Source organism: Scytonema sp. PCC 10023, assembly GCF_963920835.1.
Classification (GTDB): domain Bacteria; phylum Cyanobacteriota; class Cyanobacteriia; order Cyanobacteriales; family Nostocaceae; genus Kalymmatonema.
The window spans coordinates 175476-197685 of record NZ_CAWUDP010000005.1 but is presented as its reverse complement, the minus strand read 5'-3'; the positions used below and the strand labels follow the sequence as shown (position 1 = coordinate 197685).

The window sequence follows — 22210 nt, the reverse complement described above, 5'->3', positions numbered from 1 at the left end:
GCACTTACTTTTAAATTAGGGAGTTGAATTCTATGATGTTGCGTCGCACTGCTGTTCTAACAGTTCTATTCTTCTGTCTGGGTAGCACTGTTGCTTGGGGTATACCATCTCACCTTTTTAAGATATTCATTGCACAAATATCAAATCAACCCTTAGGTTTTGAACTTGGTCAAGTTGAACTGATTGCGGCACTTAATCTCACACCGGAACAACAAAAGCAACTTGACATTGCTTTCAACCAGAATAAAGAGCGAATCAAGCAAAATCAGCAAGCAGTGCAGCAAGGGGTTCTTGAGTTGGAAGCACTTATAGAAGGTACAGCCACACCAAACCAAATTCGCTTTAAACACAGCCAGGTTCAACAGTTGCGGCAACAGCTTGAAAATACATACTTTGAAAATATGTTGGCAATGCGAGCACTGCTGACTCCAGAGCAACGTCGTAAACTGTCTAAATTTGTACAGAACCAGAAAGTGAATTTACACAATCAGTTTGCTGAAAACCAAGATGATTTTCATCTTCTACAGATTTAATAATTGTAATAGAAAGCCCTCAAGTTTCTTTAAGCAAAGCAAAAGATGATCCTCGGCAATTAAAAATTTTACAATACTGGAGCCATTTCGCTGTGCTTTCATTCTGGCTGTGTTTTTACAAAAATTTGCTACTTACGTAAGATTTACAGTGTCCATAATAACTGAAAAAGTCACCCATTCAGGTGAGGTCACAAATCAGCAACAACCAATATTATGAAGGAAAGTAAAGTCAGTAGAATTTTACATATTCATATAGTTGTTGATTTATTAATAACTCTATTTTATTCATGACTAGTGACTCCAAAAGTTGTAAAAACTTCAACTTCTTGGTTTCGCTCCACTAAAAGACACTCAAGTAAAGAAACTTTCATTACAAGCTATTCATGACTACATACTTAGAAATTCCTGTAATTGGTAAAAAACTTAAACATCCACTACGCTGGCTGATTGGTTTGGTGGCAGCTGGTACGTTGGTTGTGGGTACAACGACAACCTACACACTTGTCAATCGTGGGACAAGCAAGCAAGACATAGCTGCACTGACTGTCCCAGTGGAAGCGAAAAATGTCACTGTGCGGATTTCTGCCAGTGGTAAAGTGCAGCCTGTTCAGAGCGTGAATATTAGCCCGAAAAACCCTGGAACACTGACAGAGTTATATGTTGAGCAAGGTGACAAGGTGAAGCAGGGGCAAATTCTTGCCAAGATGGACAGCGCAGATATTCAAGCCAAACTTTCTCAGGCTCGTGCAAACTTAGCGCAGAACCAAGCACAGTTGGAGCAAGCCCTGGCTGGAAATCGTCCTCAAGAAATCGCCCAACAAAGAGCGCGTTTGGCACAAGCAGAGGCGCAGCTGGCTGAGGCTCGTGCAGGTAATCGTCCTCAAGAAATTGCTCAAGCTCAAGCTCTAGTGGACGCAGCTCAGGCAAAGGCGAACTATACAAGCGAACAAGTCAAGCGCTACCAATACCTCTACCAGCAGGGAGCAGAGAGAAAACAATTACTCGACCAAGCTATTAGCGAAGATAATGCTGCCAAGGCGAGTTTGCAAGAAGCTCAAAAACGGCTATCGCTGCAACAAAGTGGCACTCGTTCTGAAGAAATAGCTCAACGACAAGCGGCGGTAGAAGAAGCACGAGCATCACTACAGCTTTTGGAAGCAGGTTCCCGTTCTGAAGAAATTGCTCAACGCAAAGCAGCTGTTGCTGCTGCTACTGCTCAGCTAAAAGCGGAGGAAGTGAATCTAGAAGAGACTATCATCCGCGCTCCTTTCTCTGGAGTTGTGACGCAAAAGTATGCCAACATTGGCGCGTTTGTCACACCAACAACTTCTGCTTCTTCGAGTGCGTCAGCAACTTCCAGTTCCGTTGTCGCCTTAGCACGCGGTTTAGAAGTTCTGGCGAGTATCCCGGAAGCTGATATAGGCAGAATTAAGCAGGGACAGCAGGTGGAAATTGTTGCTGATGCTTATCCTGACCAAGTTTTTAAAGGTCATGTCCGCTTGATTGCTCCTGAAGCAGTTAAGGAAGAAGGGGTGACATTATTCCAAGTGCGAGTTGCAATTGATACTGGTGAAGACAAACTGCGTTCTGGGTTGAACGTGGATATGACGTTTTTGGGTGACAAGGTACAAGATGCCTTGCTAGTACCGACTGTGGCAATTGTTACCGAAAAGGGCAACACAGGGGTCTTGATACCAGATGAAAAGAATAAACCTGAGTTTCGCCCCGTCACAATTGGAGCGCAAATCAAAGACCAAACTCAGATTTTAGAGGGAGTCAAAATTGGCGATCGCATCTTTCTCAACCCACCCGCAGATTACAAAATTCAGCAACGCCAACAACAGCAGAAGAAATGAACATCATAGAAAGTATGCAGATGGCAGGGAAAACCCTGCTGTCCAATAAATTACGTAGTGCCCTCACCATGCTGGGTATTGTCATTGGGAACGCCTCGGTGATTGCCATGATTGGCGTCGGTGAAGGGGGACAAAAATTTGTGAATAAGCAGTTGGAATCGTTAGGACCAAACGTCCTGTTTGTCTTTCCTGGGAACCGGGAAACTCAGCGCATCTCAAATGAAGTGCCGAAAAATTTGGTGCTGGAAGATGCGGAGGCGATCGCCTCTCAAGTACCAACGATAGCAGGAGTGTCTCCGGAGTTAAATGGGAGATATGTAGCTAATTACCGTAACAGAAATACCAATGTCAACATCATTGGCACAACTCCCAGCTTTCCCAAGGTACGGGACTTTGACACTGCCAAAGGTCGGTTTTTTACCGACATAGATATGAAGCGCAACAATCAAGTCACAGTGCTGGGTGCTAACTTAGCAGAAAGATTGTTTGGTACTACTAACCCCGTAGGTAAGCAATTGCGGATTAAAAATGGGACCTTTCAAGTTATTGGTGTCCTAGAAGCCAAAGGCTCAAGTTTGGGAGCAGATTATGACGAAGCAGCATTGGTACCACTTACAACCTCAGCAAATCGACTTGTCGGACGGAATTCTCCCTATGGCATCGCCTTAAATTACATCGTTGCTTCTGCTCGCGATAGCAATAGTGTCGATGCGGCAGAGTTTCAAATCACCAATTTACTCCGTCTAAGGCACAAAGTTATCAGCGAAGATGACTTTACCATCCGCACTCAAAAGGACGCTTTACAAACTCTTGGTCAAATCACGGGTGCTTTGACAATCATGTTGGCTGTGGTAGCAGGTATCTCTCTGTTTGTCGGCGGTATCGGCATCATGAATATTATGCTTGTCTCCGTGACCGAACGCACTCAAGAAATTGGTTTGCGTAAAGCAATTGGTGCAACTGAGCAAGATATCCTGTCACAGTTCATCATTGAAGCGATCATTCTCTCAGCAGCTGGTGGTTTAGTTGGTACCGCAATTGGTGTGAGCGGCGTTATGCTGGTATCAGCGCTAACTCCATTACAAGCAGGAATTTCACCTGTGGCAATTTCCCTTGCAGTCGGTGTTTCTGGCGGTATCGGTTTATTCTTTGGCGTTGTTCCTGCACGTCGTGCGGCTAAACTTGATCCAATCGTCGCTTTAAGAAGTGCGTAAGCAAGTCAAAAAGTATGATAACTAAACGCCCACAAATTTACTGGAAGCGCATAGAAAATACATCATGCTTTATGAAACCACAGATAAACACTCTTATTCGCACAGATGGCTTTTATCTGTGTGCACCCCCCTCATTCCCCCCTACAAAAGAGCAGGGCTGTTTCATTCCATAAGGAGGGAGGATTTGTCAATATCAAAGCGCAATGATTTATGGGACATCCGTGATGGAAAACCTACATTTCGACCCAGGAAATTCAAATTTTCCCGCTTGTAAATCAGAGCGCTCGCGCTCAAGTAACCCTTGACATTATCAGCCTTTGAGGGAATGAAACAGCCCTGCTACAAAAGAGGGGGAAGACAGAGGAAAAACTTTTATTTATTGTCCATCTGTGGTTATTTTTAATTTCAACGCTGAACCTGACTAGTAAAGAAATACTACAAAATTTCTATGGCAAACACTCTATCGGTAACTGACTCCCGCGTTCCCTACCCAGTAAATCAACCAGTCATTATTCGCTTAGAAGATATTTTTAAAGTTTACGGCAGTGGCGAAACTGAAGTGCGAGCGCTTAACGGTGTTAATTTAACTGTAGAGCAGGGTGAATACTGTTCCATCATGGGACCATCTGGTTCTGGTAAATCCACAGCTATGAATATCATTGGTTGTTTGGATCGCCCCAGTTCTGGACATTACTACCTAGATAACCTCGATGTCGCCCAAATGGAAGATGCAGATTTGGCACGAATTCGCAACAAAAAACTGGGGTTTGTGTTCCAACAATTCCACCTCTTATCCCAACTGTCAGCGTTAGAAAATGTGATGCTGCCGATGGTGTATGCTGGTGTAAATTCTGGCGAACGTCGCGACAGAGCAGCCGAAGCACTGAAGCGAGTCGGCTTAGAGAAGCGTCTCAACAATAAACCAACTCAACTTTCTGGAGGACAGCAGCAACGTGTGGCGATCGCTCGTGCAATTGTCAATCGTCCAGTTTTACTTTTAGCTGATGAACCGACAGGCGCACTCGACTCGCGCACAACTCAGGAAGTCTTAGATATCTTTACCGAGCTAAATGCCACTGGTATCACTGTTGTGATGGTAACCCATGAACCAGATGTTGCTCGTCAAACAAAGCGTGTTGTTTGGTTTCGTGACGGTGAAGTCGTACACTCTCACCTCAGCCCATCTGATGTGGGTCATTTGGCAGGATCATAGGTTGCGCGCGTACTCCTCACCGTAAAAAAGGTGGCGATGCAAGAGAGCGCAGTGCCCTTTGAGGGCGATCGCTCTGACTTATGACCTTGTGCTTTCTTGCACTAAGTGATTAGCGAACAGAGAGACTGCTGCTACTGCGGCTAACATCAAGATCACAAGTCCAAACGCTTGTTTGAGTGCGAACTGATCCGCAATCCAACCGAGTATGAATGGCGCTAGAAAAATAGCCATGCCAGTTCCTACGGAGAGACGAGCTGTAGCAATATCAGACTGCGCCTCGGCAGTGCCAAGTGCGAGGGAAAGAATGAGAGGATAGAAGTTAGCAACACCAAGTCCAGCAATAAGTAGACCAAGAATATTCAGTGGAGCAAAAGAACCTAGCCACAAAATAGGAAAACCAAGAAATGTTATTCCTATTGCACTCGCCAAAAGGGTTGCACTTCCTATAGTACGACTGAGACGACTACACACAATGCGTCCTGCAAAACCTGACAATACAAAAACACTCATTGCGCTTGCAGCATCGCTCTTAACCAAGCCAACGCCTGTTTCTAAAAAGTCTGCTCCCCAGAAAAATATGCAATATTCAATTGATACGCCTAAGAACATCACCACCCAACAGATCCAGAATGTTATGGGTAATGTTTGACTCGATGCAGTCACTTCAGCACGATATCGCTCAAGAGTAGGAATCGAGACTCGTCGATATCGTATGCCAATCACAATGAGTGCGATCGCGGCTAAGAACAAGGCGCTACGCCAACCTAATCCCATGCGATGAAAACCGCCGATAAACAGAGGAACTAGGCTGGCGCTAACGCTAGCTGCTACATTCACCTCAGTGAGTGCAACCGCACGATGCTCACGATGGTGATCACAAAGGGCTGCCTGAATTGTAATCGATAGGATGGAGCCTAGTAGTCCCATCAGCAAGACACTTGTCATTGTGAGGGCAACTTGGTGCGAGAGTGCTAAGGACAAAGCCCCTGCTGACAGACCGATCGCTCCTCCCCAAAAAGTAAAATTACGCCCCCATTTCTGCGTCATGCCAGCACTTACTAAACCAGCCAAAATCATTCCCAATGCAAAAGCACTGAAATGCAGCCCACCGACGGTATAACTTATTCCTAATTCATCGCGTAGAAAGGGCATTAACGGACCGAGAGCAGCTTGTAAGTAAGAGAAGTAAGCTGCCATAAAGTAAGCAAGCCAAGTAAAACGATCGCGTATAAACGAAGTTTTTGAAGGCAAAATCATGTTTTTTGCACGAGGAAATGGGAACAAAAACTTCAAATCATTTTAGCTAAATCGGGCAGAAGCCCCACATCCTACACGAAGTGAGGTGTGGGATGAATGTCCGGACAAAAACGAGGCGCACCTGGGACCTATGTTGAGCGTCCGTCAACGCGGAAGCGGGGTGCCCTCGTTTTTGTCAATTTCCGGCATTTTTAACGAGTCAATGAGGTCTTCGATGACGTGAGTCATTGTCGTATCCTTCATTGCAGCGTATAACCGTAACTTATTTAATCTACGTTCACTCATCCGCATTTTAAACCACTCTGTTTTCAGATTTGTACCTACGTTTTACCCACTTTTGCTATACTAACAGATAATAAGGAGGTGATAACAAATGAGGACTGCATACCAATATAAACTACGTCCAACAAAGCAACAAACAACAGAAATAGACAGATGGTTGTCTATGCTTTGCTCTCAGTACAATTATTTGCTAGCAGACAGATTTAATTGGTATGAACATAATCGTTGCCCAGTCAACGCTTGTCCTCTTGTTTGTCATCTTCCAGGGTTAAGAGATAATCCAGACTATTACAGTCAGAAGAAAACGTTACCATTACTCAAAAAGACGCATCCTCATTACAGTGATATTCACTCACAAGTTTTGCAGGATGTAGTCAAGCGAGTTAAAGTAACTTTTGACCGTTTTTTAAGTGGAGATAGCAACGGTAAGAGAAGTGGTAAACCTCGCTTTAAGTCTCGTGACCGTTACCGGACTTTTACCTATCCACAAATGAAGGATGATTGCATTAAAGGAAGCGTGATATGTCTCCCAAAATTAGGAAATATCAAGTTAATCTTGCATCGTCCAATGCCAGATGGGTTTAAGGTAAAAACCGTATCAGTTACGAAAAAAGCTGATGGTTATTATGTAACCCTGAGTCTTGAAGATCCAACAGTTCCAAGTGTTAATCCCGACATTAATCCAGATTCAATGACTGGTATTGACCTTGGTTTGAAGGAGTTTTTAACCACTTCAACAGGTGAAACGGTCGAAATACCTCAGCACTACCGCAAGTCTCAAAAACGTTTACGTGTCATTCAAAAGCGAGTATCACGACGCAAAAAGGGGAGTAATCGTAGACGCAAAGCTGTAAAACAGTTGGGTAAGCAACACAAAAAAGTTACCGATAAACGGAAGGATTTTCACTTCAAAACAGCCAAAGAATTGCTGTCAAAATACGACGTTGTTGCTCATGAAGACCTCAACGTTAAAGGACTTTCAAAGTCACAGCTTGCCAAGTCTGTGCATGATGCTGGATGGTCAAGCTTCCTGTCAATTCTAACCACCAAAGCCGAAAATGCTGGGTTGTTGGTAATAGCTGTGAATGCTTCTGGCACATCACAAGACTGTTCTAGTTGTGGGGTGAAAGTTCCTAAAAGGCTGCATGAAAGATGGCATTCTTGTCAATGTGGATGTAGTCTCGACCGCGACCACAATGCAGCCAGAAATATAAAAAATAGAGCGCTGGGGCATCGCGTTCTTAAAGCTCAGTCAATGTCCGACGGGATACCGGGAGTCACTGAGAAGCCTACACTGTACTGTACTCAGTCAGTGTAGGAGTATGTCACATGTCCTTGCTTTCAGTATCAGGCTTAGGAAACACCACGCGCTGCACCCGATGAACCAAGGTTGAGGAAACAGAGAACAGCGTGAATCCGATGAGTGGGTGAAGTACTCCCAAAGGTAAAGGTGAATTCAGGTGAATCGTGAGAAATTGCAGTCCAAGCAGCACTGGCATACTTGCCGTGAGCCTCCGCACTCGTTGAGGAAACGGACTCAAGTACACCCATAAGAGCAGGAGCAGTGACAGTCCGCCATACCCACGCACTAGCCAAACATGAATGTTCCACCACTGGGGATTGTAAAAATACGCCAGTCCAACCGTCAACACTTGGGCAGTTAGGCAGAGGTTGAAGAATACAGCGATCGCAAGAAAGCCTACCTGAATCCACCGTGCAGGTGGTTGTATGCTATCAGTACCAAAATTTGTTGCCATAATGAGAATTCTTCAGGTGAATCTGTGGAGTATTGCTGGAGGAGCAACGCGAAAAAGTAGGGTTATCGACGAGCATCGCGCTACTCCCAGAATGAAACGCTAAGCTAATCGTCCTTTAAGTTCCATATTGGAATTTAAGAAAGCCTTTGTGGGATGGGCATCTTGCCCGTCCAGTTATCGCAGAATAAATGTACATCAGCTTACTAATGAGTGCCTAATTCTACTGCAGCAAGTGCCTCGACTGGTGTGTCAGGAAGGCTACCCCACTCATTCCAAGAACCGTCGTAATTGCGTACATTCTGATAGCCCAGTAAATACTTCAAAACAAACCAAGTATGGGCGGAGCGAGCACCAATTGCACAGTACGTTATCACTTCCTTGTCAGGAGTGATGCCCTGACTGCTGTATAAAGCGTACAGTTCTTGACCTGATTTGAACGTCTCATCTTCGTTCAGAGCTGATTCATAAAAAATGTGGACTGCACCTGGAATATGCCCTGCGCGCTGAATTCCTTCTGGTGGTTTCATGGTAAACAATTCACCGCAATACTCTTGAGGTGTGCGTACATCGACCAAAACGCGGTCTAAGTTGCCAATAGCTCCTTGCACTTGCTCCCGCAGCGCCCGTATGCTTGAATCGGGTTCCTGTGCTGTATAAGTGGTTGTCTTGATGGTCGGGATTTCGCTCACCAGAGAGCGTCGTTCGCCAATCCATTTCTTGCGACCACCATTCATCACTCGCACATCCTTATGACCAAATACTTTCAGGAACCAAAAAATAAAAGCGGCACTAGCATTATGGTCGCCATAGACAATCACAGTCGTGTCGTTGGCGATACCTGAGTGCGCGAGCAGTTTTTCCAACGCCACTTTATCAAAATTGATACGGTAATCAGGCAGCAAGATGGTGAATCCGTTCCAAAAGACAGCACCTTTAATGTGACCAGAGTCATATGCTGTTGCATCCATATCCACTTGGATAAGACGCACTTTGGGGTCGCTCAAATGCTCAGCGACCCATTGGGTGTCTACAAGAACTTCAAGATGAGCGTAATTTACCAATGACATTCGGCGTGACTCCTTGCTCTGTAACTGTGATGAGGTTAGAGTAAGATTGATTTTCTGACGCGCCTAGTCCTCGAACGAGTACATTTTGTAGCAACGATGATGGCAAATTCTTTGCAGTCTTTATTTGGGGCGATCGCCTCTGCTCGTGACGAACAAGAACTACGACAGCACGTTATGGTTAAAGTTGGCGAGTACTTTGTTGCCCATCGTTGGGGGCTTTTTTTCTTTGATAAACTTCCCTCTGTCGATCCCAATCTTCCAAGTATCGTTAAATTAGCTTTATCTGTAGAACATAATCCTGTCTTGCGCTACGTGGTTGAGCACCATGCCCCCGTTCACGAAGAATTGCTGTTACCTGCTGGGGTATGGAAGATAATTTGCCCGCGTTCTGATCATGGGCATGTAATGGCTGGACCTATTGTCAGCAATGGTCATCTTGTCGGCGGAGTTGGTTTTACCCGCGTTCGAGGGACTGATCCTTTTAATACTCGGGATTTGGCTGATCTGTGTGCCCTCTGCCTTCATCTGTCCACTTGGCTAACAAAGATACAGTCGCAACCAACTTTATTCAATTCTCCAAATATTAAGCGTTTAACACCGCGTGAAATTGAAATTGCCGAACTGGTGGCACAAGGGCTAACAAGTGCTGAAATTGGTGCAGCGCTTTGGATTACAGAAAATTCTGTTAAGCAAGCCCTAAAACGGATGTTCCGAAAGCTTGAAGTTTCGTCTCGTGCTGAGTTAGTAGGGCGGCTTTTCTCAAACCACTTGGCTGTCCCCATCCAAGAAACACGCAGTTTATCCTAAGTTGTCATATAAGCTCTGTCAAATGCCCAAGAATTAGTCATCTTTGCTTATTGAAACTTTTGTAGGAGCCTGTAGTATATTAAAAAACTACAAATGTATTTGTCTGTAGTGTAATGCTGATCTACAAACGCGATCTCAAAAATGTTGACTGGGAAGAGATGAAAACAACGCTCAGTCAAGATAAATTTGACAACGGTAGAAGCCCTGAATAGCTTAGAGCGTCGTTTGCCAACAGTTATGCGACTTGTATCGCTTATGCAGATAATCGTATTATTGGAACCGCTCGCGTGCTATTTGATGGTATTTGTAATGCTTACGTAGTTGATGTCTGGACATTTACGCCCTATCGCCGTCATGGAATTGCCAGCACAATGATGCGACTGCTATTGGACGAGTTACAGGGTCAGCATATTTGTTTATTTACAGATACTTTGAACTTTTACAAAAAACTTGGCTTTACCAAAGGAGAGACTTGTATGGAAAAGGTTATCGGTAAATGGTTGGTCAATACATCAGTAACACAGAGTTAATAATTTTCATTAAATGGCTAATAACTAACTGCTCATGGTTATTAGCTATTAGCCATTAGCCCCTACTGACTAAAGGCTTGACGTTTTGCCAGTTTCTGCTTGCGTTTCAATCGGCTTAACGTCGGTGTAGCCCATTTCACCGACAATTGTCCGCAATATAGACATTTGCTCTTCAAAATCCAATCCTTCTATTTGGGAAAGTACATTATTAATTGCGTCAGTTGCTTTGTAGTTTTCTGGCATGTCAACCACTTGCTTGCCCATAGATACCGCCCAAATATACCAAATAAAGAGCTGGTTGTTTTCTTTTATTGCACCATAGGCACGAGAATATTCCGTATCATCGCGGTTGACAATTTGCCGCATGATTGAAAGTTGTTCGTCATCAGACAATTCATAATAGTTTCCTAAGAGCTTTGGCGCTAGTTCTGGTTCGCCAGCGGCTGGGGCTGCTGGAGTAATTGAGTCCCCCATTTTCTTATAAACAAAATACAACCAAGCGAGTTTGGCGTCGGTATCTAAACCGTTAAATCCTTCTACCACTTTTTGAGTTTCATTGCTTAAAGCTTGAGGAACATTTTTATCGTAACTTGCAGTCATAATTTATCTCCAGAGCTATTTAATATGTCAATCTAGGGGTATCAGAGTTTCAGAATCAGTATCGCCCCCCAAACGAAAGAGTTTTAAAAATTGGAGAAATATGGTTTTATATACCTTTTAATAGAGGTAAAAGTCTATCCATGGATGCCAAGGAAAGAAGAGCTTTCTTTGTTAGAATGCGGCATTGATAGAGAAATTTTTGGAGAAGTGAATAATGCCAGAAGAAATAAAACCCAACGAATCACAAGCTCCTACTCACGATGCACAACTAGCCGCCCAAAACATAGCAAGCGGTGAAGAAAAAACTCCAAGCGTCGATATGGAAGCAGATTATGAAGCTGCCCAACGACTCAGCGTCAGTGAAGTTGACCGCACTGGTGAAGGTGCAAAAGCAGCCCAAGAGGCGACTGCACCTAAGCAGGAAGTGAGCGAACCTCAACAGACAACCACGCAAGCTCAGCCAACTGGTGATCCTAGTGATTACGTAGATATGGCGAAGGAAGTTGGTGGTTCTCCAAGTGAAGGTGGAACTAATGTTACTGACGATTTGGTAGAAAAAGCTAAGGAAAAAGGTCAATCGAAAAAGTAAATTTGTCTGTAGTTAGTAAAAAATCAATTTTAAAAAAGCTCGACCTAATATAGGTCGAGCTTTTAACAATTTTGTGATATGTGTCTTTTGAAGTATTAAGAACTACTTGATAGAATTGCCTGCTTTCAGGAGCAGATCTCCAAGTTGCTTCACCTTAGTAGCAACATCACCTGTTGCGTCAGCACCTGCACCCTGTGTGTCCTCGCCCAAATCGACGAGAATCTTAGAAATTGTTGCTTTGTCACCACTTTGGAGCGCCTGTTTGAGTTCACCCAAATCTTCTGCAATATCATTTCCTTGGAGTTGTTGTTGCCAACTGTCGATCACAGCGATCGCTTGTTCAGCAGGTATGGAAGTCAGACCTCCTTGCAAGGCAGAGATGGTGGCATCAAGATTAGCGCTTTGCTTAGCGTCAGCCATAACTATTTTCCTATGCTAAGTGTTTTTTCGTGAATGACTCGGAACCTTGGTAGTGAAAACTACTTTCATACCAACCTTTATTTTTCTTAATATAAACACTAAAAACCTCACTCTAGAGAGGTAGATATACTTGTATAACTTTTAATATATTTACAGATTGACAAATAATGTGTAATAGTCATTATAATTAGGGAATGTATTTAATTCTTATTCAATTTTAATAGCAGAGATTCCTGTTACTGAGCTAGATCAAACTTATTTAATTTGTAAAAATCACACATATTAAGATTCCCGACTTCTTGAAGAAGTCGGGAATCTGATTGTTCACGGTGTTTATACGGCTTATGATTTACGATTGCTATATATCAATTAATCATAGTTTTGCAAGAAATCTGTTTTTTTCAATTATCTGGGCTTAACCCTTTGATTACTTCCAACAATTCGTAGGGTTCGTGAATCAAAAAATCTGGATTTTGTTTTGCTAGCACTTCCTGTGAATTAAAACCCCAAGTCACTGCAATTACCTTAATATTTGCTTTCTTCGATGCTTCTATATCTCTGGTTTCATCTCCAACATAAATAACTTCTTGAGGCTTGATTTGTTTTTGTTTTAATACGTTATTAATGATTGTTGTTTTTCCAAAGATTGTGACGCCTGAATAGACAAAATCAAATAAGTTATCTAAATCATTGACTTTGAGAAAATCTGTAACATTGTCTTGAGAATTAGAAGTTATAATTCCTAGTCTGTAACCGTTATTGTTAAGCACTACTAAGGTTTCTTTAATTCCTGAAATTGGCTTTAATTCTTTGATTTTACTTTTTAACTCAGATTTTACTTTTTTGACTAAAAAAGGTATTTTCAAAATTGAAATTCCTGAGTACTTGATGATTTCCCTAGAACTCAAGTTTCTCAGGAGGGCAAGTTCCTCTTGAGTGATTGGTATATAGCCAAACTTTTCAGCTAAACGATTGGCAATACTTACCAAAGCATCTACGGTATCAGCAATTGTGCCATCAAAATCAAAAATAATTACTTTCTGGGTCATTCTTTCGCCTGATGGAATGCGTTTAGATTAGCACGGGCATTCCGTCGTAACATATGTGGCTTAATTCGCCGCAACGCCGATGCCGGAAATTGTCTATCCCACTCTTGATCTGAGATTTGCGCTAATTCTACCAGCTTGGGCGCAACATTCCCAGAGTATGGCTCAAACTCTGCAACATCTGTTTCTTTGGCGAAGCGCTGATTCCAAGGACAAACTTCTTGGCAAATATCACAACCAGCAACCCAGCCCTGTAAATGGGGTGTCACTGTCTGGGGCAATTCTTCATCTCGATTTTCAATTGTATGATAGGCAATGCAGCGATTGGCATCCACCACAAAAGGCTGGGTAATCGCGCCTGTCGGACAAGCTTCCATACAACGAGTACAACTACCGCAGTGTTCTGTATGCGGGCGATCGCTCTCCAACTGCAAATTCGTCAGCACTTCCCCTAAAAATACCCAAGAGCCATACTCTCGTGTTATCACATTACCATTCTTGGCAATCCAACCGATGCCAGCTTTTTGCGCCCATACTTTATCTTGCACTGGACCTGTATCTGCATAGTATCGTGCTTGAATGCCTTCATCAAGTCCTTGCAGCCAACTTGTCAGTACCTTGAGTTTTTTGTGCATGACTTTGTGATAATCCCGTCCCCAAGCATAACGGGAAATTTTAGCGTATTCTCTTCCTTCGGGACGCTTTTGAGGCGTGTAGTAGTTAAGGGCGACACTAATTATAGTTTGCACCTCTGGCATAACCTTACGAATATCTTGGCGCTTGGGATTTGCCATCCATTCCATGTCGGCAGCATAACCAAGCGCTAGCCAAGCTTGCAATCTTTGCACTTGTGTTACATCTTCCCCGTCTACTGCAGCAATTCCAACCTTATGGAATCCCAACTCTAGAGCTTTCTTTTTCACCTCAGTGCTGTTTGTTCCCGGGGATCGATTCATTTCTCTTATTTTAATTTGCCTACTGTCTGGCTCTTGTATTCTACACCATTCAGTCAATACACCTATTTCTTTTTGCTATTTTCCCTATTTGTAAATTTTATTTGCAATTTGTAAACAAATGATGCAACATGTAAATCGAGAGGCAACAAAAAAAATACAAGCCTCCTACTGATTTGCAGCGTAATAACTATTTGACTGTGGGGCAATCATGACTTTTACAACTGATTCAGCACAAAGCCGTTACCCCAATCCTTTCAATTACAGCACTCAGCCTGGTGATGTTGTACTTTCCGTGGCTGTGTTCCAAAGCTTAAGCGTGGATGACCAGTTGGCAGTACTTTGGTATGCTTACACAGAGATGGGTCGTTCCATCACACCAGCAGCTACAGGTGCAGCGCGTTTACAGTTAGCCGAAGGTCTGTTAAATCAAATTAAGCAAATGTCTCATGATGAGCAGTTACAGGTGATGCGTGACCTGGCTGCTAAGAGAAATACTCAAATTTCTCGCTCCTACGGTATTTTGAGTAACAATACCAAATTGGCGTTCTGGTACGAATTATCAGAACTTATGGTTCAAGGCTTCGTCGTTCCTATGCCTCCTGGCTATCAACTTTCCCGTGATGGTGTCAAAGTATTAGAAGAACTTAAGCAACTCGATTTTGGTCAACAAATTACTGTTTTCCGTAAAGTAGTAGCTGACATGGGTGTTGATCCCCTAGCTGACTAATCTTCCTTCCAGCTTCTCCCAACCTTCCATATTCCATTCCTCGTTCCCAGGCTGTTTTGTCTGGGAACATTTTTTATGTATAAATAAAATTACACAAAAATTTCTGGCTGCGGTAGAAAAGGCTACCAGCTTTATTCAAGTTTTTTAATTTATTGAAGTGTAGATAAAAGTGTGGGTAACAAGCGCCATTTGGGCGGCATAGTGAGTTTTAACGCCTCATGCACGGTTTTGAAGAGCAACTTTCTTTGGGTGACTGTCCTGCTGAGTTTAACTCCCTTGCTACTCAAGCCCTAATTCCCACAAAGTACATAAGTTGATTGTGCTTACACCTATTAAAAATACAAACACACATAAGGAAAGCTCCCCCAATACGGTTTGTATAGCGACACGATGCGGCAATACTTTTCGGATAATACTTGATCCCCCCCTAGCCGCCCTTAAAAAGCAGGGAACTATCTACCCCCTTTTTAACAGTTACCAGTTATCAGTTATCAGTTATCAGTTATCAGTTTCATCCGCAGGGTTTAAGTCCCCCACCAATTGGACCGAAAGCGTTGGTGGCGGGTTTAAATCCCCCACCATAGCAGGCGTTACTGTTCACTGTTCACTGTTCACTGTTTTAAGGGGGTTGGGGGATCTCATACAGCGCAAACATCACTAACCGAACCGTATTGGCTACCGCCTTACACCCTGTCTGGGAACAAGATGCTACTTCCACCATAGGAATGATTTATGCTTATTTGGGCAATATACCTCGAAAGTTGCTTTCGAGTCCGCTGGCTTTTGTATTCAAATAAATTGTGAGCTAACGTGATACAGGTAAATCTATGGCAGCTGCTGAATTTACACCCACAACTGTAGATGAAACACTCCAAATAGAGGGAATTACAGAACCAACTATACTGCGTTATTTCCTAAGCTTGAACACAGGGAAGTTTGAGGAAACTGCTGCTTTGTTTGCAGAGGATGGTGTTATGCATCCGCCGTTTGAATCTGGTTTTGTGGGGCGAGATGCAATTATTGGCTATCTGCAACAAGAGGCGCAAGACGTGAAAGCTTATCCCCGTGAAGGTGTCAGCGAGACACTGGATGAGGAGCAAATCCAATTTCAGGTAACAGGCAAAGCACAAACATCTTGGTGTGGTGTTAATGTCTTGTGGACATTTATCCTCAACCAACAAAAAGAAATTCTTTATACAAGAATAAAACTTTTAGCCTCTCCCCAAGAGTTACTCAATTTGCGGCGGTGAAGAGACTGACACAGAAACGCACCTGATGTGAAGACCTTTTGGAAGCGCGTCAGGTGCGTCTCATTATCTGGGCGTCTTGTTGAGCTACTTAGTAACTGCTGCTTGCTGAAAAGAACGCATGAGCAACTTTCGTCCTAGTTCGATATCTTTAGCGGCACATTGCCAATCTGGGTGCGCAGTCATCAACAAACTATCTAAAGTTTCTTGGTCAAAGAGATGCCAGACCCAAGCGTTATTGATTTGGTCTTCAACAGCATAACAGTTTGGGCTGACACAGTGAATTGTGCAAGTACTGGCAACTCTAGCCAAAGTCATTTGTTCTCCAGGTTGTAGCGCCCGAAACTCGCGGATAGTCTGCTTCAACTCACTTATCGAGGACACCGTTAATCCAGGAATCGCTAGGGTGAGATTTGTGTCTCCATTTACCGCAATCCAGTAATGACGACTAGGATCAATTCCCTCAAGCCAAGGTAATTCATCATCGAGGCGATAGCGGGGTGACAAACAAATCGAGGCTTCCATAGGCGAAATCATGATTTTGTTATAAAATGATTGTTAAAATTCGGCACTGGACGTTGGATTAAGGCGATCGCCATCTTATCGCACGCCCTCCTATGACAGAGTCATTTTGCAAAGCTACATAATCTAGCTCTGCAAAATGAGAAAAAACAAGCTTCTATTCTAATAATTAATGATTAGAAGCTATAGTTCAAATAAACTTAGCAAAAGTTATTAACTTTCTTAATATTTCTTAAAACTGTTTGTGATGTTGCTCTATAAGGTGGCTGGCTCTTGACCCCTCGGCAATAGCTGCGGGGATGAAAGCCGCGCCCCGTAGGTTAAAGCCTACTGTGAAGATTTTTGTTTCATCTGTTAAAATTGAAACATGACGCGTTACAACGCGAATCCATTGTAGGAAAGTCTTCCGCATCCATGCTCAGAAAACCGGGAAAGACACTGGCTTTGGGGAAAAAGACAAAGACGAGTGAGAAATGTCTTTAACCCAAAATCAAATCCAGCAATTTTACCCGTCTCAAATTTGATTTCTGGCTCATGAACAGTGTCAACCACAACAACCATAAACAATTCACCCAAAGGTGTGCGTTTAATGGTTAGTGTTTTGACTGTTCCCTCCCAACTTCTAGATTTCCAAAATTGATAAACTCGATTCCCAATTTTAACCCTGTTACGACTTAAAAATTTATACCCTGCTTGTTTGAGGGTGAATGATTTATACTTCTTAACTTTCTTGAATCCTGGTGGACGAACCCCTTTTTTGTTGTGCTTAAAAAATAATTGGTATGCTTTCGATTGGGCGTTGACAGATATCCTGTACCGCTTGAGAACCTACTAACTGCCAAAATGGATTGCGTTTCCGCAACTTGGCAACATGAGACTGAAGTTTCGCACAACTCAAATGTTTGCCCCAGATCCGGTAGTACCGACTCGGAAGAGCAATACAATGGTTGTAGATAACCCCAGCAGCGTTAATCGACTGCTTGAGGTATTTATTCCGCTTGTGTGAGTACAACTTAAACTTCAGTGTTTTCATGATAATATTGTATATCAACCAGATATACAAATGCAATGAAGAAGAGCGTCTTTTTTAGATTGACGGATGAAGAGTTCACAAAGCTAGAATCGTATTGCGAAGAAACTGGAAGATCGAAATCAGATGTTTTAAGAGAACTCATTAGAAGCCTAAAGACAAAGAGAAAGCCGCTCCTTTAGGACGGGGCTTTAAACCCAGTTTTCCGGTAAAAAACTAAATTTTTAGACCCATCTGAGGAGGGACGCTTCTTGGATGTAAAACAAAAATGCCTGTGGAAACGGTAGTAGCGGGGAGTAAGTCACGAGGCTGCTCTAGTTAAGAGTTTAAGAAGCAGGAAGAAAGGTGTAACAGCACGGCAATAGCTAAGCTGTGGAACAACTTTTGAGAATCCCTGTGGTTTTAGCCCTGGGAGGTCGTCAATTAGGGCATTTAGCAGGAGTTGAGCCCGAAGGATTGGCACCTGAGGTATGGGAGATGAGCGTTACTTGCCCTTTGCCGTTGAACACCCAGCCAGTTGCAGGTACAATTGCCACAGCGTCAGGTTTAGATGGTGGTTTAGCTGCGGGTAATTCTGAGCGTTGCTGCTGTGTTGTAATTTCTGAAATGCGAGTATCTAGCCATACCACATCAGTGCTGAGGGGTTCGTAAGGGCTAGGAGGCAAACCGCCGCGTCCGGTAACAATAAATTGATTGCCCCCTAATCCGGCAAACGCGGCACATCCACCAGTGTCAATTGGCGCTGAGACATCAGCGACAACTATGGGCAGTTCCACTAATCCCCGGCTTGGATCTACATTGGGATTGTTGATGAGTACAGTGCCATTAAATTGAGGTCCCGCTTGAGAAAGCGCGTTAATCTCACTGAGCGTTTCATCTCGCGTCACAAAACGGCTGATTTCAAACCCATACACGCCAGAGCTAGTAATTGTGATCTCACCTCCCTGTCCTTGGTCAGCGGTAGCAACAATATCACTGTTTTCATTATTGACCGTGACGACAAAGCCATTCGGGCTAGAAATGGTAATGTTGCCGCCCTTGGCATTATTATCAGCTTTAGCAGATATCTGACTTTGGCGGCGCATCAAGATGTAATCTCGCACGTTCAAATTGATATTTCCGCCTTCACCAGATGCAGTTGCTGCTTGGAGTTTTCCTTGAGTGTCGAGAAAGATAGAGTTAGCTGTGATTTTTAGTAAGCCAGCATTTCCTTGACCATCACTACTGACATTTATTTGTCCGCTATCTTGAACTTGCAACTTTCCAGTAGTAATCTCCACGTTTCCACCTTTACCTGTGGAAGTCCTAGATGTATTGGCATATACCCCACTAGGATCGCTATAGCCTTCATTACGTATACTCTGTGCCTGTCTCCTATCTCTGTTTTGTACTTCGTTCAATATTTCATTGAACCCAGAAATATTGCCGGAGATAGTGATGCGGTCTGTGTTGTTGAAGGTAATGTTACCTGCATCACCACTGCTAGAGGTAGTGGTGCGAAGTTTGCCGCCCCCAGTCAATTCCACTACCTTAGCATTCACATTGATATTACCGCCCCCAAAAGCTCCTTGAGTTTCTGCCCTTAAATTCCCACCATCTGCTATACGTAAACTTCCATTTGGAACATTGATGTTAATATCACCAGCCTTCCCTGTGGCATTTCTCCCAGCACTTGTCCGTAGACTACTAAATAAAAAACTTCCTCCGCGAGATTTTCCAATCAATGAAACTGGAAGCCTGCCTGAGATTTCTACTGCATCTGTAGCATTGATCTCAATCTTACCGGAGTTGCCACCCAAGTCACTTGTTGCTCTCACCTCCGATCCATCAGTTATGGAAACAGACCGCCCAGATATGTTTATATCACCAGCATTGCCTTGGGGAGAGACGAAGTTTGCTGTAGATCCGACGTTCGTGGAAACCAAGCTACTTTGCACAAATACAGGACCAGAGGATTTTAATGTGATGTTTCCAGAATTCCCACTAACAAAGCTTGTAGTAACAAGCGAGCTATTGTTTGCTAAAGACACGGACTCATCACCTTGCAGTAATATCTGTCCTCCACCGTTAAGTCGGGAAAAGGTGCTGGCAGTAATATAAGCATTGTCTAAAGAGATAGAACCCTTGGCTATGAGTGATACATTTCCAGCACCTTGACCAAAATTGGTATTGTAGGTGGAAATTACCTTATTCTCGCCTTGTTCACCCCGCCCAATTAAAGAAATGGAGCCATTGGTGGCTTCTAATGATACGTTGCCGCTACGTCCCCTTCCAAAAGTAAAGTTGTTACTGTAGGCACTTGCATCAATTGCAGGTTTATCATTTGAAGGATTTGTACGATTAGCAAAATTCGTTTCATAAGCCGGATTATCTATTCTAATCTCACCAGCTTTAATATTGATGTTACCTGCATTGCCGTTCCCCAAAGTCCGGGTGCGAATTTGTCCGCCATTCACCTCTAGTTTACTGGCATTAATATTGATGTTGCCAGCGTTACCAGTAGCACCACTCTCCACCACGTTGTTGAGTTGGCTATCCTGAATCATTCTCACCACCCCTGTCGCATCCAGCGTCACATCTCGTGAAGATGAACCAACTGGTTGTGACCCTTTAATTCCAGCAGAAATGCGACTTCCTCCGGAAATATCTATGTTCCGGGCGGTAACTGCTACACTACCCTGACCTGTATTAGCGACATCAACTTTAGCTGCATTGGTGAGGGAAACATCTGCTCTGGCTGCATCCTGTGGAACACTCAAGGAAAAATCATTACCATTTAGATTCAAGCCTACTGTTCCTGAACCAGCAACTCCTGCTAACTCAACTCGACCATTTAAAGCCTGCAACAAGCCGCCATCTAAACTTACATTACCGCCAACAAGTGCCAAACTTTTACCCGATTGTACCTGTAACTGCGATTGATTTCGGATGCTGGCGGGACTTGCGCCAAATTGCAAACCAAGAGGGACACTGATAGTTAAAAGAGGTGTTGTTTGGGGAGCAGTCGCACTAAACTTTGTACCATCTGCAAAATTTAGACTTTCGGCTGTACTTGCAAAGAATGAGCCACCGATATTTAGCGAAGCATTAGGACCAAAAATAATTCCATTGGGATTAATTAAAAATAGGTTTGCTGTACCTACGGTGCGAATTAACCCATCAATATTAGATATAGACCCACCCGTCACCCTACTAATGATGTTCCCAATGTCAACCGTATTATTAAAGAAAGCTTCGCTACCAGTGGAAACAGAAAAATCCTTGAAACTGTGGAACAGATTACTGCCAGCTTGTGTTCCTCCTGTAATGTTGAAGGTCTTCCCATTGATGTTGACGATGGAATTATTGGGTAAAGTGCTATCTGGGGTGATTTGGGCTACTGCACTTGTAGAGAAAGGCAATACACAAGCGATCGCCCAAAGGGCAGTGGCTTTGCCAATCGCTATACCCAAAAACCAACCACAACGAGTACTCATTGCCGACATTGCCTTGCTCCACCACAAGCAGTTGCTGAACCAAGGTTACAAACACTAATGTCAAATAAATTGCATCAATCTTAAGTTACCTTTGCCTAATTTTCAATCTTTGGTTAGAGTTTTGCATGAAACTCGGTATTTTCTTTACAAAAATTGATTAATCTATTGGCGGCAGTAATATAACGTGAGTTCGACAAACCTCACCGTTTCATTGAAACCGGAAAAATCTGCCAGCCTCATTACAAGTTAACTAGTTTAGGGTTCACGATCTTGACGGAAAAACCGCCCAAACTGTTAACTAGTATACAAAATCAATCAATTTTTAAGGGCGGTTTTTCCGGAGGCTGGCAGATTTTTCTACGTTTAGACCCAACCCTCCCAACCTCCCTCTCCTTTTAGGAGAGGGAGGAGCAACATTAGAATCAGGATTTGAAGCCCCTCTCCTACGAGGAGAGGGGTTTGGGGTGAGGTCTGCTTTGACTTCGTCGAACTCACGTTAATATATGCATTGCTGTGTATTTTGTATCAGCAACGCCCAGACATAGGTTTGTATTCAGCATAAAGCGCGAAGCGCAGCGTCCCGGAGCGAAGGCAAGGGCTATCACCTGTAGTCAACAAATGAAATCAACAATAAACTATACAGGTTGGGGTGCGCGTTGAGTGACTTTTGGCAAAGTCACTTCTAACTTCAGACAGTTAGCACCATCAACTTCTAACTGGTACTCCACCTTGTCCATAAGACGATGCATAATTAGCCAACCATAGCCCCCTTCTTGTCTGTCTGTAGGATTTGGAGGCAAATAGCTGGATACATCGAAGCCTTTGCCGTGATCCCAAACTTCCAGAACAATATCGGTATCTTTTAGTTCTAAACGAATTAAAACTGGCAGATAAGGCTGATCCTTATGAGCATGACGCACCACGTTAGAGTAGGCTTCCACCAAAACCAGCCGCAAGCGACTTGATTGCATTGACCAATCAACTGAACCTTTAAACTGGACTTCCAAGCATCCTAGCAACCAGTTTTCTACTATGGTTAAAAACTTCAAGTCGCTTGGTACATGAAGCTCACTTTTCATCA

General features: G+C 43.4%; 21 protein-coding genes and 1 pseudogene. 11 read left to right on the top strand and 11 right to left on the bottom strand.

Going from position 1 to position 22210, the window contains the following annotated elements; genetic code table 11:
* Window positions 1-32 precede the first annotated feature (32 nt).
* The 4 genes from ACM0OZ_RS05390 (at window position 33) to ACM0OZ_RS05375 (ending at window position 4816) form a co-directional block, all read left to right on the top strand.
* Window positions 33-533: a Spy/CpxP family protein refolding chaperone gene (locus tag ACM0OZ_RS05390; protein WP_414581779.1), complete on the top strand. Its 501-nt coding sequence runs from the start codon at window positions 33-35 to the stop codon at window positions 531-533.
* A 383-nt stretch (window positions 534-916) separates the two neighbouring features.
* Window positions 917-2389: an efflux RND transporter periplasmic adaptor subunit gene (locus ACM0OZ_RS05385; protein ID WP_414581778.1), complete on the top strand. Its 1473-nt coding sequence runs from the start codon at window positions 917-919 to the stop codon at window positions 2387-2389.
* A complete protein-coding gene (locus ACM0OZ_RS05380; RefSeq protein WP_414581777.1) occupies window positions 2386-3603 on the top strand; it encodes an ABC transporter permease in 1218 nt (405 codons plus the stop codon). The genes ACM0OZ_RS05385 and ACM0OZ_RS05380 overlap by 4 nt, the downstream gene beginning before the upstream one ends.
* A gap of 448 nt (window positions 3604-4051) precedes the next feature.
* The gene (locus ACM0OZ_RS05375; RefSeq protein WP_414581776.1) at window positions 4052-4816 is read left to right on the top strand and encodes an ABC transporter ATP-binding protein; all 765 of its coding nucleotides are present in this window, start codon (window positions 4052-4054) and stop codon (window positions 4814-4816) included.
* Between the two features lie 78 nt (window positions 4817-4894).
* Here the strand turns inward: ACM0OZ_RS05375 and ACM0OZ_RS05370 are convergent, their stop codons facing one another.
* Complete coding sequence (locus ACM0OZ_RS05370; RefSeq protein WP_414581775.1) at window positions 4895-6073, bottom strand: MFS transporter; 1179 nt, start codon at window positions 6071-6073, stop codon at window positions 4895-4897.
* Between the two features lie 373 nt (window positions 6074-6446).
* On the opposite strand from ACM0OZ_RS05370, the gene ACM0OZ_RS05365 reads away from it, so the two are divergent.
* Window positions 6447-7673: an RNA-guided endonuclease InsQ/TnpB family protein gene (locus tag ACM0OZ_RS05365; RefSeq protein WP_414581774.1), complete on the top strand. Its 1227-nt coding sequence runs from the start codon at window positions 6447-6449 to the stop codon at window positions 7671-7673.
* 7 nt (window positions 7674-7680) lie between these two features.
* On the opposite strand, the gene ACM0OZ_RS05360 is transcribed toward ACM0OZ_RS05365, so the two are convergent.
* Window positions 7681-8112, bottom strand: coding sequence for a DUF6220 domain-containing protein (locus tag ACM0OZ_RS05360; protein ID WP_414581773.1), 432 nt, complete (start codon window positions 8110-8112; stop codon window positions 7681-7683).
* Between the two features lie 203 nt (window positions 8113-8315).
* Window positions 8316-9179 carry a sulfurtransferase gene (locus ACM0OZ_RS05355; RefSeq protein ID WP_414581772.1) on the bottom strand — a complete coding sequence of 288 codons (864 nt, stop codon included), beginning with the start codon at window positions 9177-9179 and terminating at the stop codon, window positions 8316-8318.
* Window positions 9180-9278: 99 nt separating this feature from the next.
* Between ACM0OZ_RS05355 and ACM0OZ_RS05350 the strand changes: the two genes are divergently transcribed.
* On the top strand, window positions 9279-9986 hold the full coding sequence (locus tag ACM0OZ_RS05350) for a LuxR C-terminal-related transcriptional regulator (protein WP_414581788.1): 708 nt from the start codon (window positions 9279-9281) through the stop codon (window positions 9984-9986).
* A 248-nt stretch (window positions 9987-10234) separates the two neighbouring features.
* Window positions 10235-10516, top strand: a complete 282-nt coding sequence (locus ACM0OZ_RS05345) for a GNAT family N-acetyltransferase (RefSeq protein WP_414581787.1) — start codon at window positions 10235-10237, stop codon at window positions 10514-10516.
* Between the two features lie 69 nt (window positions 10517-10585).
* On the opposite strand, the gene ACM0OZ_RS05340 is transcribed toward ACM0OZ_RS05345, so the two are convergent.
* Window positions 10586-11116 (bottom strand): orange carotenoid protein N-terminal domain-containing protein, encoded by a 531-nt coding sequence (locus tag ACM0OZ_RS05340; RefSeq protein ID WP_414581771.1) that lies wholly within the window; start codon window positions 11114-11116, stop codon window positions 10586-10588.
* A gap of 214 nt (window positions 11117-11330) precedes the next feature.
* On the opposite strand from ACM0OZ_RS05340, the gene ACM0OZ_RS05335 reads away from it, so the two are divergent.
* Entirely contained in the window at window positions 11331-11705 is a 375-nt protein-coding gene (locus tag ACM0OZ_RS05335; protein ID WP_414581770.1) for a hypothetical protein, read from the top strand.
* Between the two features lie 102 nt (window positions 11706-11807).
* On the opposite strand, the gene ACM0OZ_RS05330 is transcribed toward ACM0OZ_RS05335, so the two are convergent.
* The 3 genes from ACM0OZ_RS05330 to queG form a co-directional block, all read right to left on the bottom strand.
* Window positions 11808-12125, bottom strand: a complete 318-nt coding sequence (locus tag ACM0OZ_RS05330; RefSeq protein WP_414581769.1) for a hypothetical protein — start codon at window positions 12123-12125, stop codon at window positions 11808-11810.
* A 401-nt stretch (window positions 12126-12526) separates the two neighbouring features.
* Window positions 12527-13174: an HAD-IA family hydrolase gene (locus ACM0OZ_RS05325; protein ID WP_414581768.1), complete on the bottom strand. Its 648-nt coding sequence runs from the start codon at window positions 13172-13174 to the stop codon at window positions 12527-12529.
* Window positions 13171-14127: a tRNA epoxyqueuosine(34) reductase QueG gene (gene queG, locus ACM0OZ_RS05320; RefSeq protein ID WP_414581767.1), complete on the bottom strand. Its 957-nt coding sequence runs from the start codon at window positions 14125-14127 to the stop codon at window positions 13171-13173. The genes ACM0OZ_RS05325 and queG overlap by 4 nt, the downstream gene beginning before the upstream one ends.
* A 208-nt stretch (window positions 14128-14335) precedes the next feature.
* Between queG and ACM0OZ_RS05315 the strand changes: the two genes are divergently transcribed.
* Complete coding sequence (locus ACM0OZ_RS05315; RefSeq protein ID WP_414581766.1) at window positions 14336-14854, top strand: orange carotenoid protein N-terminal domain-containing protein; 519 nt, start codon at window positions 14336-14338, stop codon at window positions 14852-14854.
* An 827-nt stretch (window positions 14855-15681) separates the two neighbouring features.
* A complete protein-coding gene (locus ACM0OZ_RS05310) occupies window positions 15682-16104 on the top strand; it encodes a nuclear transport factor 2 family protein (RefSeq protein ID WP_414581765.1) in 423 nt (140 codons plus the stop codon).
* 84 nt (window positions 16105-16188) lie between these two features.
* Here the strand turns inward: ACM0OZ_RS05310 and ACM0OZ_RS05305 are convergent, their stop codons facing one another.
* On the bottom strand, window positions 16189-16626 hold the full coding sequence (locus ACM0OZ_RS05305) for a hypothetical protein (protein WP_414581764.1): 438 nt from the start codon (window positions 16624-16626) through the stop codon (window positions 16189-16191).
* A gap of 462 nt (window positions 16627-17088) precedes the next feature.
* Window positions 17089-17656 (bottom strand): annotated as a pseudogene (locus tag ACM0OZ_RS05300) (RNA-guided endonuclease InsQ/TnpB family protein); the annotation flags it as partial.
* A gap of 35 nt (window positions 17657-17691) precedes the next feature.
* Between ACM0OZ_RS05300 and ACM0OZ_RS05295 the strand changes: the two are divergent.
* Window positions 17692-17835, top strand: coding sequence for a ribbon-helix-helix protein, CopG family (locus ACM0OZ_RS05295; RefSeq protein ID WP_414581763.1), 144 nt, complete (start codon window positions 17692-17694; stop codon window positions 17833-17835).
* A gap of 237 nt (window positions 17836-18072) precedes the next feature.
* Here the strand turns inward: ACM0OZ_RS05295 and ACM0OZ_RS05290 are convergent, their stop codons facing one another.
* Both ACM0OZ_RS05290 and ACM0OZ_RS05285 read right to left on the bottom strand, forming a co-directional pair.
* Window positions 18073-21129 (bottom strand): filamentous hemagglutinin N-terminal domain-containing protein, encoded by a 3057-nt coding sequence (locus ACM0OZ_RS05290; RefSeq protein WP_414581762.1) that lies wholly within the window; start codon window positions 21127-21129, stop codon window positions 18073-18075.
* Window positions 21130-21764: 635 nt separating this feature from the next.
* Window positions 21765-22208, bottom strand: a complete 444-nt coding sequence (locus ACM0OZ_RS05285) for an ATP-binding protein (protein WP_414581786.1) — start codon at window positions 22206-22208, stop codon at window positions 21765-21767.
* Between the last annotated feature and the right edge of the window lie 2 nt (window positions 22209-22210).

Coding starts and splice junctions, on each gene's coding strand:
- ACM0OZ_RS05390 (WP_414581779.1), top strand. CDS start 33: ATGATGTTGCGTCGCACTGCTGTTCTAACAGTTCTATTCTTCTGTCTG.
- ACM0OZ_RS05385 (WP_414581778.1), top strand. CDS start 917: ATGACTACATACTTAGAAATTCCTGTAATTGGTAAAAAACTTAAACAT.
- ACM0OZ_RS05380 (WP_414581777.1), top strand. CDS start 2,386: ATGAACATCATAGAAAGTATGCAGATGGCAGGGAAAACCCTGCTGTCC.
- ACM0OZ_RS05375 (WP_414581776.1), top strand. CDS start 4,052: ATGGCAAACACTCTATCGGTAACTGACTCCCGCGTTCCCTACCCAGTA.
- ACM0OZ_RS05370 (WP_414581775.1), bottom strand. CDS start 6,073: ATGATTTTGCCTTCAAAAACTTCGTTTATACGCGATCGTTTTACTTGG.
- ACM0OZ_RS05365 (WP_414581774.1), top strand. CDS start 6,447: ATGAGGACTGCATACCAATATAAACTACGTCCAACAAAGCAACAAACA.
- ACM0OZ_RS05360 (WP_414581773.1), bottom strand. CDS start 8,112: ATGGCAACAAATTTTGGTACTGATAGCATACAACCACCTGCACGGTGG.
- ACM0OZ_RS05355 (WP_414581772.1), bottom strand. CDS start 9,179: ATGTCATTGGTAAATTACGCTCATCTTGAAGTTCTTGTAGACACCCAA.
- ACM0OZ_RS05350 (WP_414581788.1), top strand. CDS start 9,279: ATGGCAAATTCTTTGCAGTCTTTATTTGGGGCGATCGCCTCTGCTCGT.
- ACM0OZ_RS05340 (WP_414581771.1), bottom strand. CDS start 11,116: ATGACTGCAAGTTACGATAAAAATGTTCCTCAAGCTTTAAGCAATGAA.
- ACM0OZ_RS05335 (WP_414581770.1), top strand. CDS start 11,331: ATGCCAGAAGAAATAAAACCCAACGAATCACAAGCTCCTACTCACGAT.
- ACM0OZ_RS05330 (WP_414581769.1), bottom strand. CDS start 12,125: ATGGCTGACGCTAAGCAAAGCGCTAATCTTGATGCCACCATCTCTGCC.
- ACM0OZ_RS05325 (WP_414581768.1), bottom strand. CDS start 13,174: ATGACCCAGAAAGTAATTATTTTTGATTTTGATGGCACAATTGCTGAT.
- queG (WP_414581767.1), bottom strand. CDS start 14,127: ATGAATCGATCCCCGGGAACAAACAGCACTGAGGTGAAAAAGAAAGCT.
- ACM0OZ_RS05315 (WP_414581766.1), top strand. CDS start 14,336: ATGACTTTTACAACTGATTCAGCACAAAGCCGTTACCCCAATCCTTTC.
- ACM0OZ_RS05310 (WP_414581765.1), top strand. CDS start 15,682: ATGGCAGCTGCTGAATTTACACCCACAACTGTAGATGAAACACTCCAA.
- ACM0OZ_RS05305 (WP_414581764.1), bottom strand. CDS start 16,626: ATGGAAGCCTCGATTTGTTTGTCACCCCGCTATCGCCTCGATGATGAA.
- ACM0OZ_RS05295 (WP_414581763.1), top strand. CDS start 17,692: ATGAAGAAGAGCGTCTTTTTTAGATTGACGGATGAAGAGTTCACAAAG.
- ACM0OZ_RS05290 (WP_414581762.1), bottom strand. CDS start 21,129: ATGAGTACTCGTTGTGGTTGGTTTTTGGGTATAGCGATTGGCAAAGCC.
- ACM0OZ_RS05285 (WP_414581786.1), bottom strand. CDS start 22,208: ATGAAAAGTGAGCTTCATGTACCAAGCGACTTGAAGTTTTTAACCATA.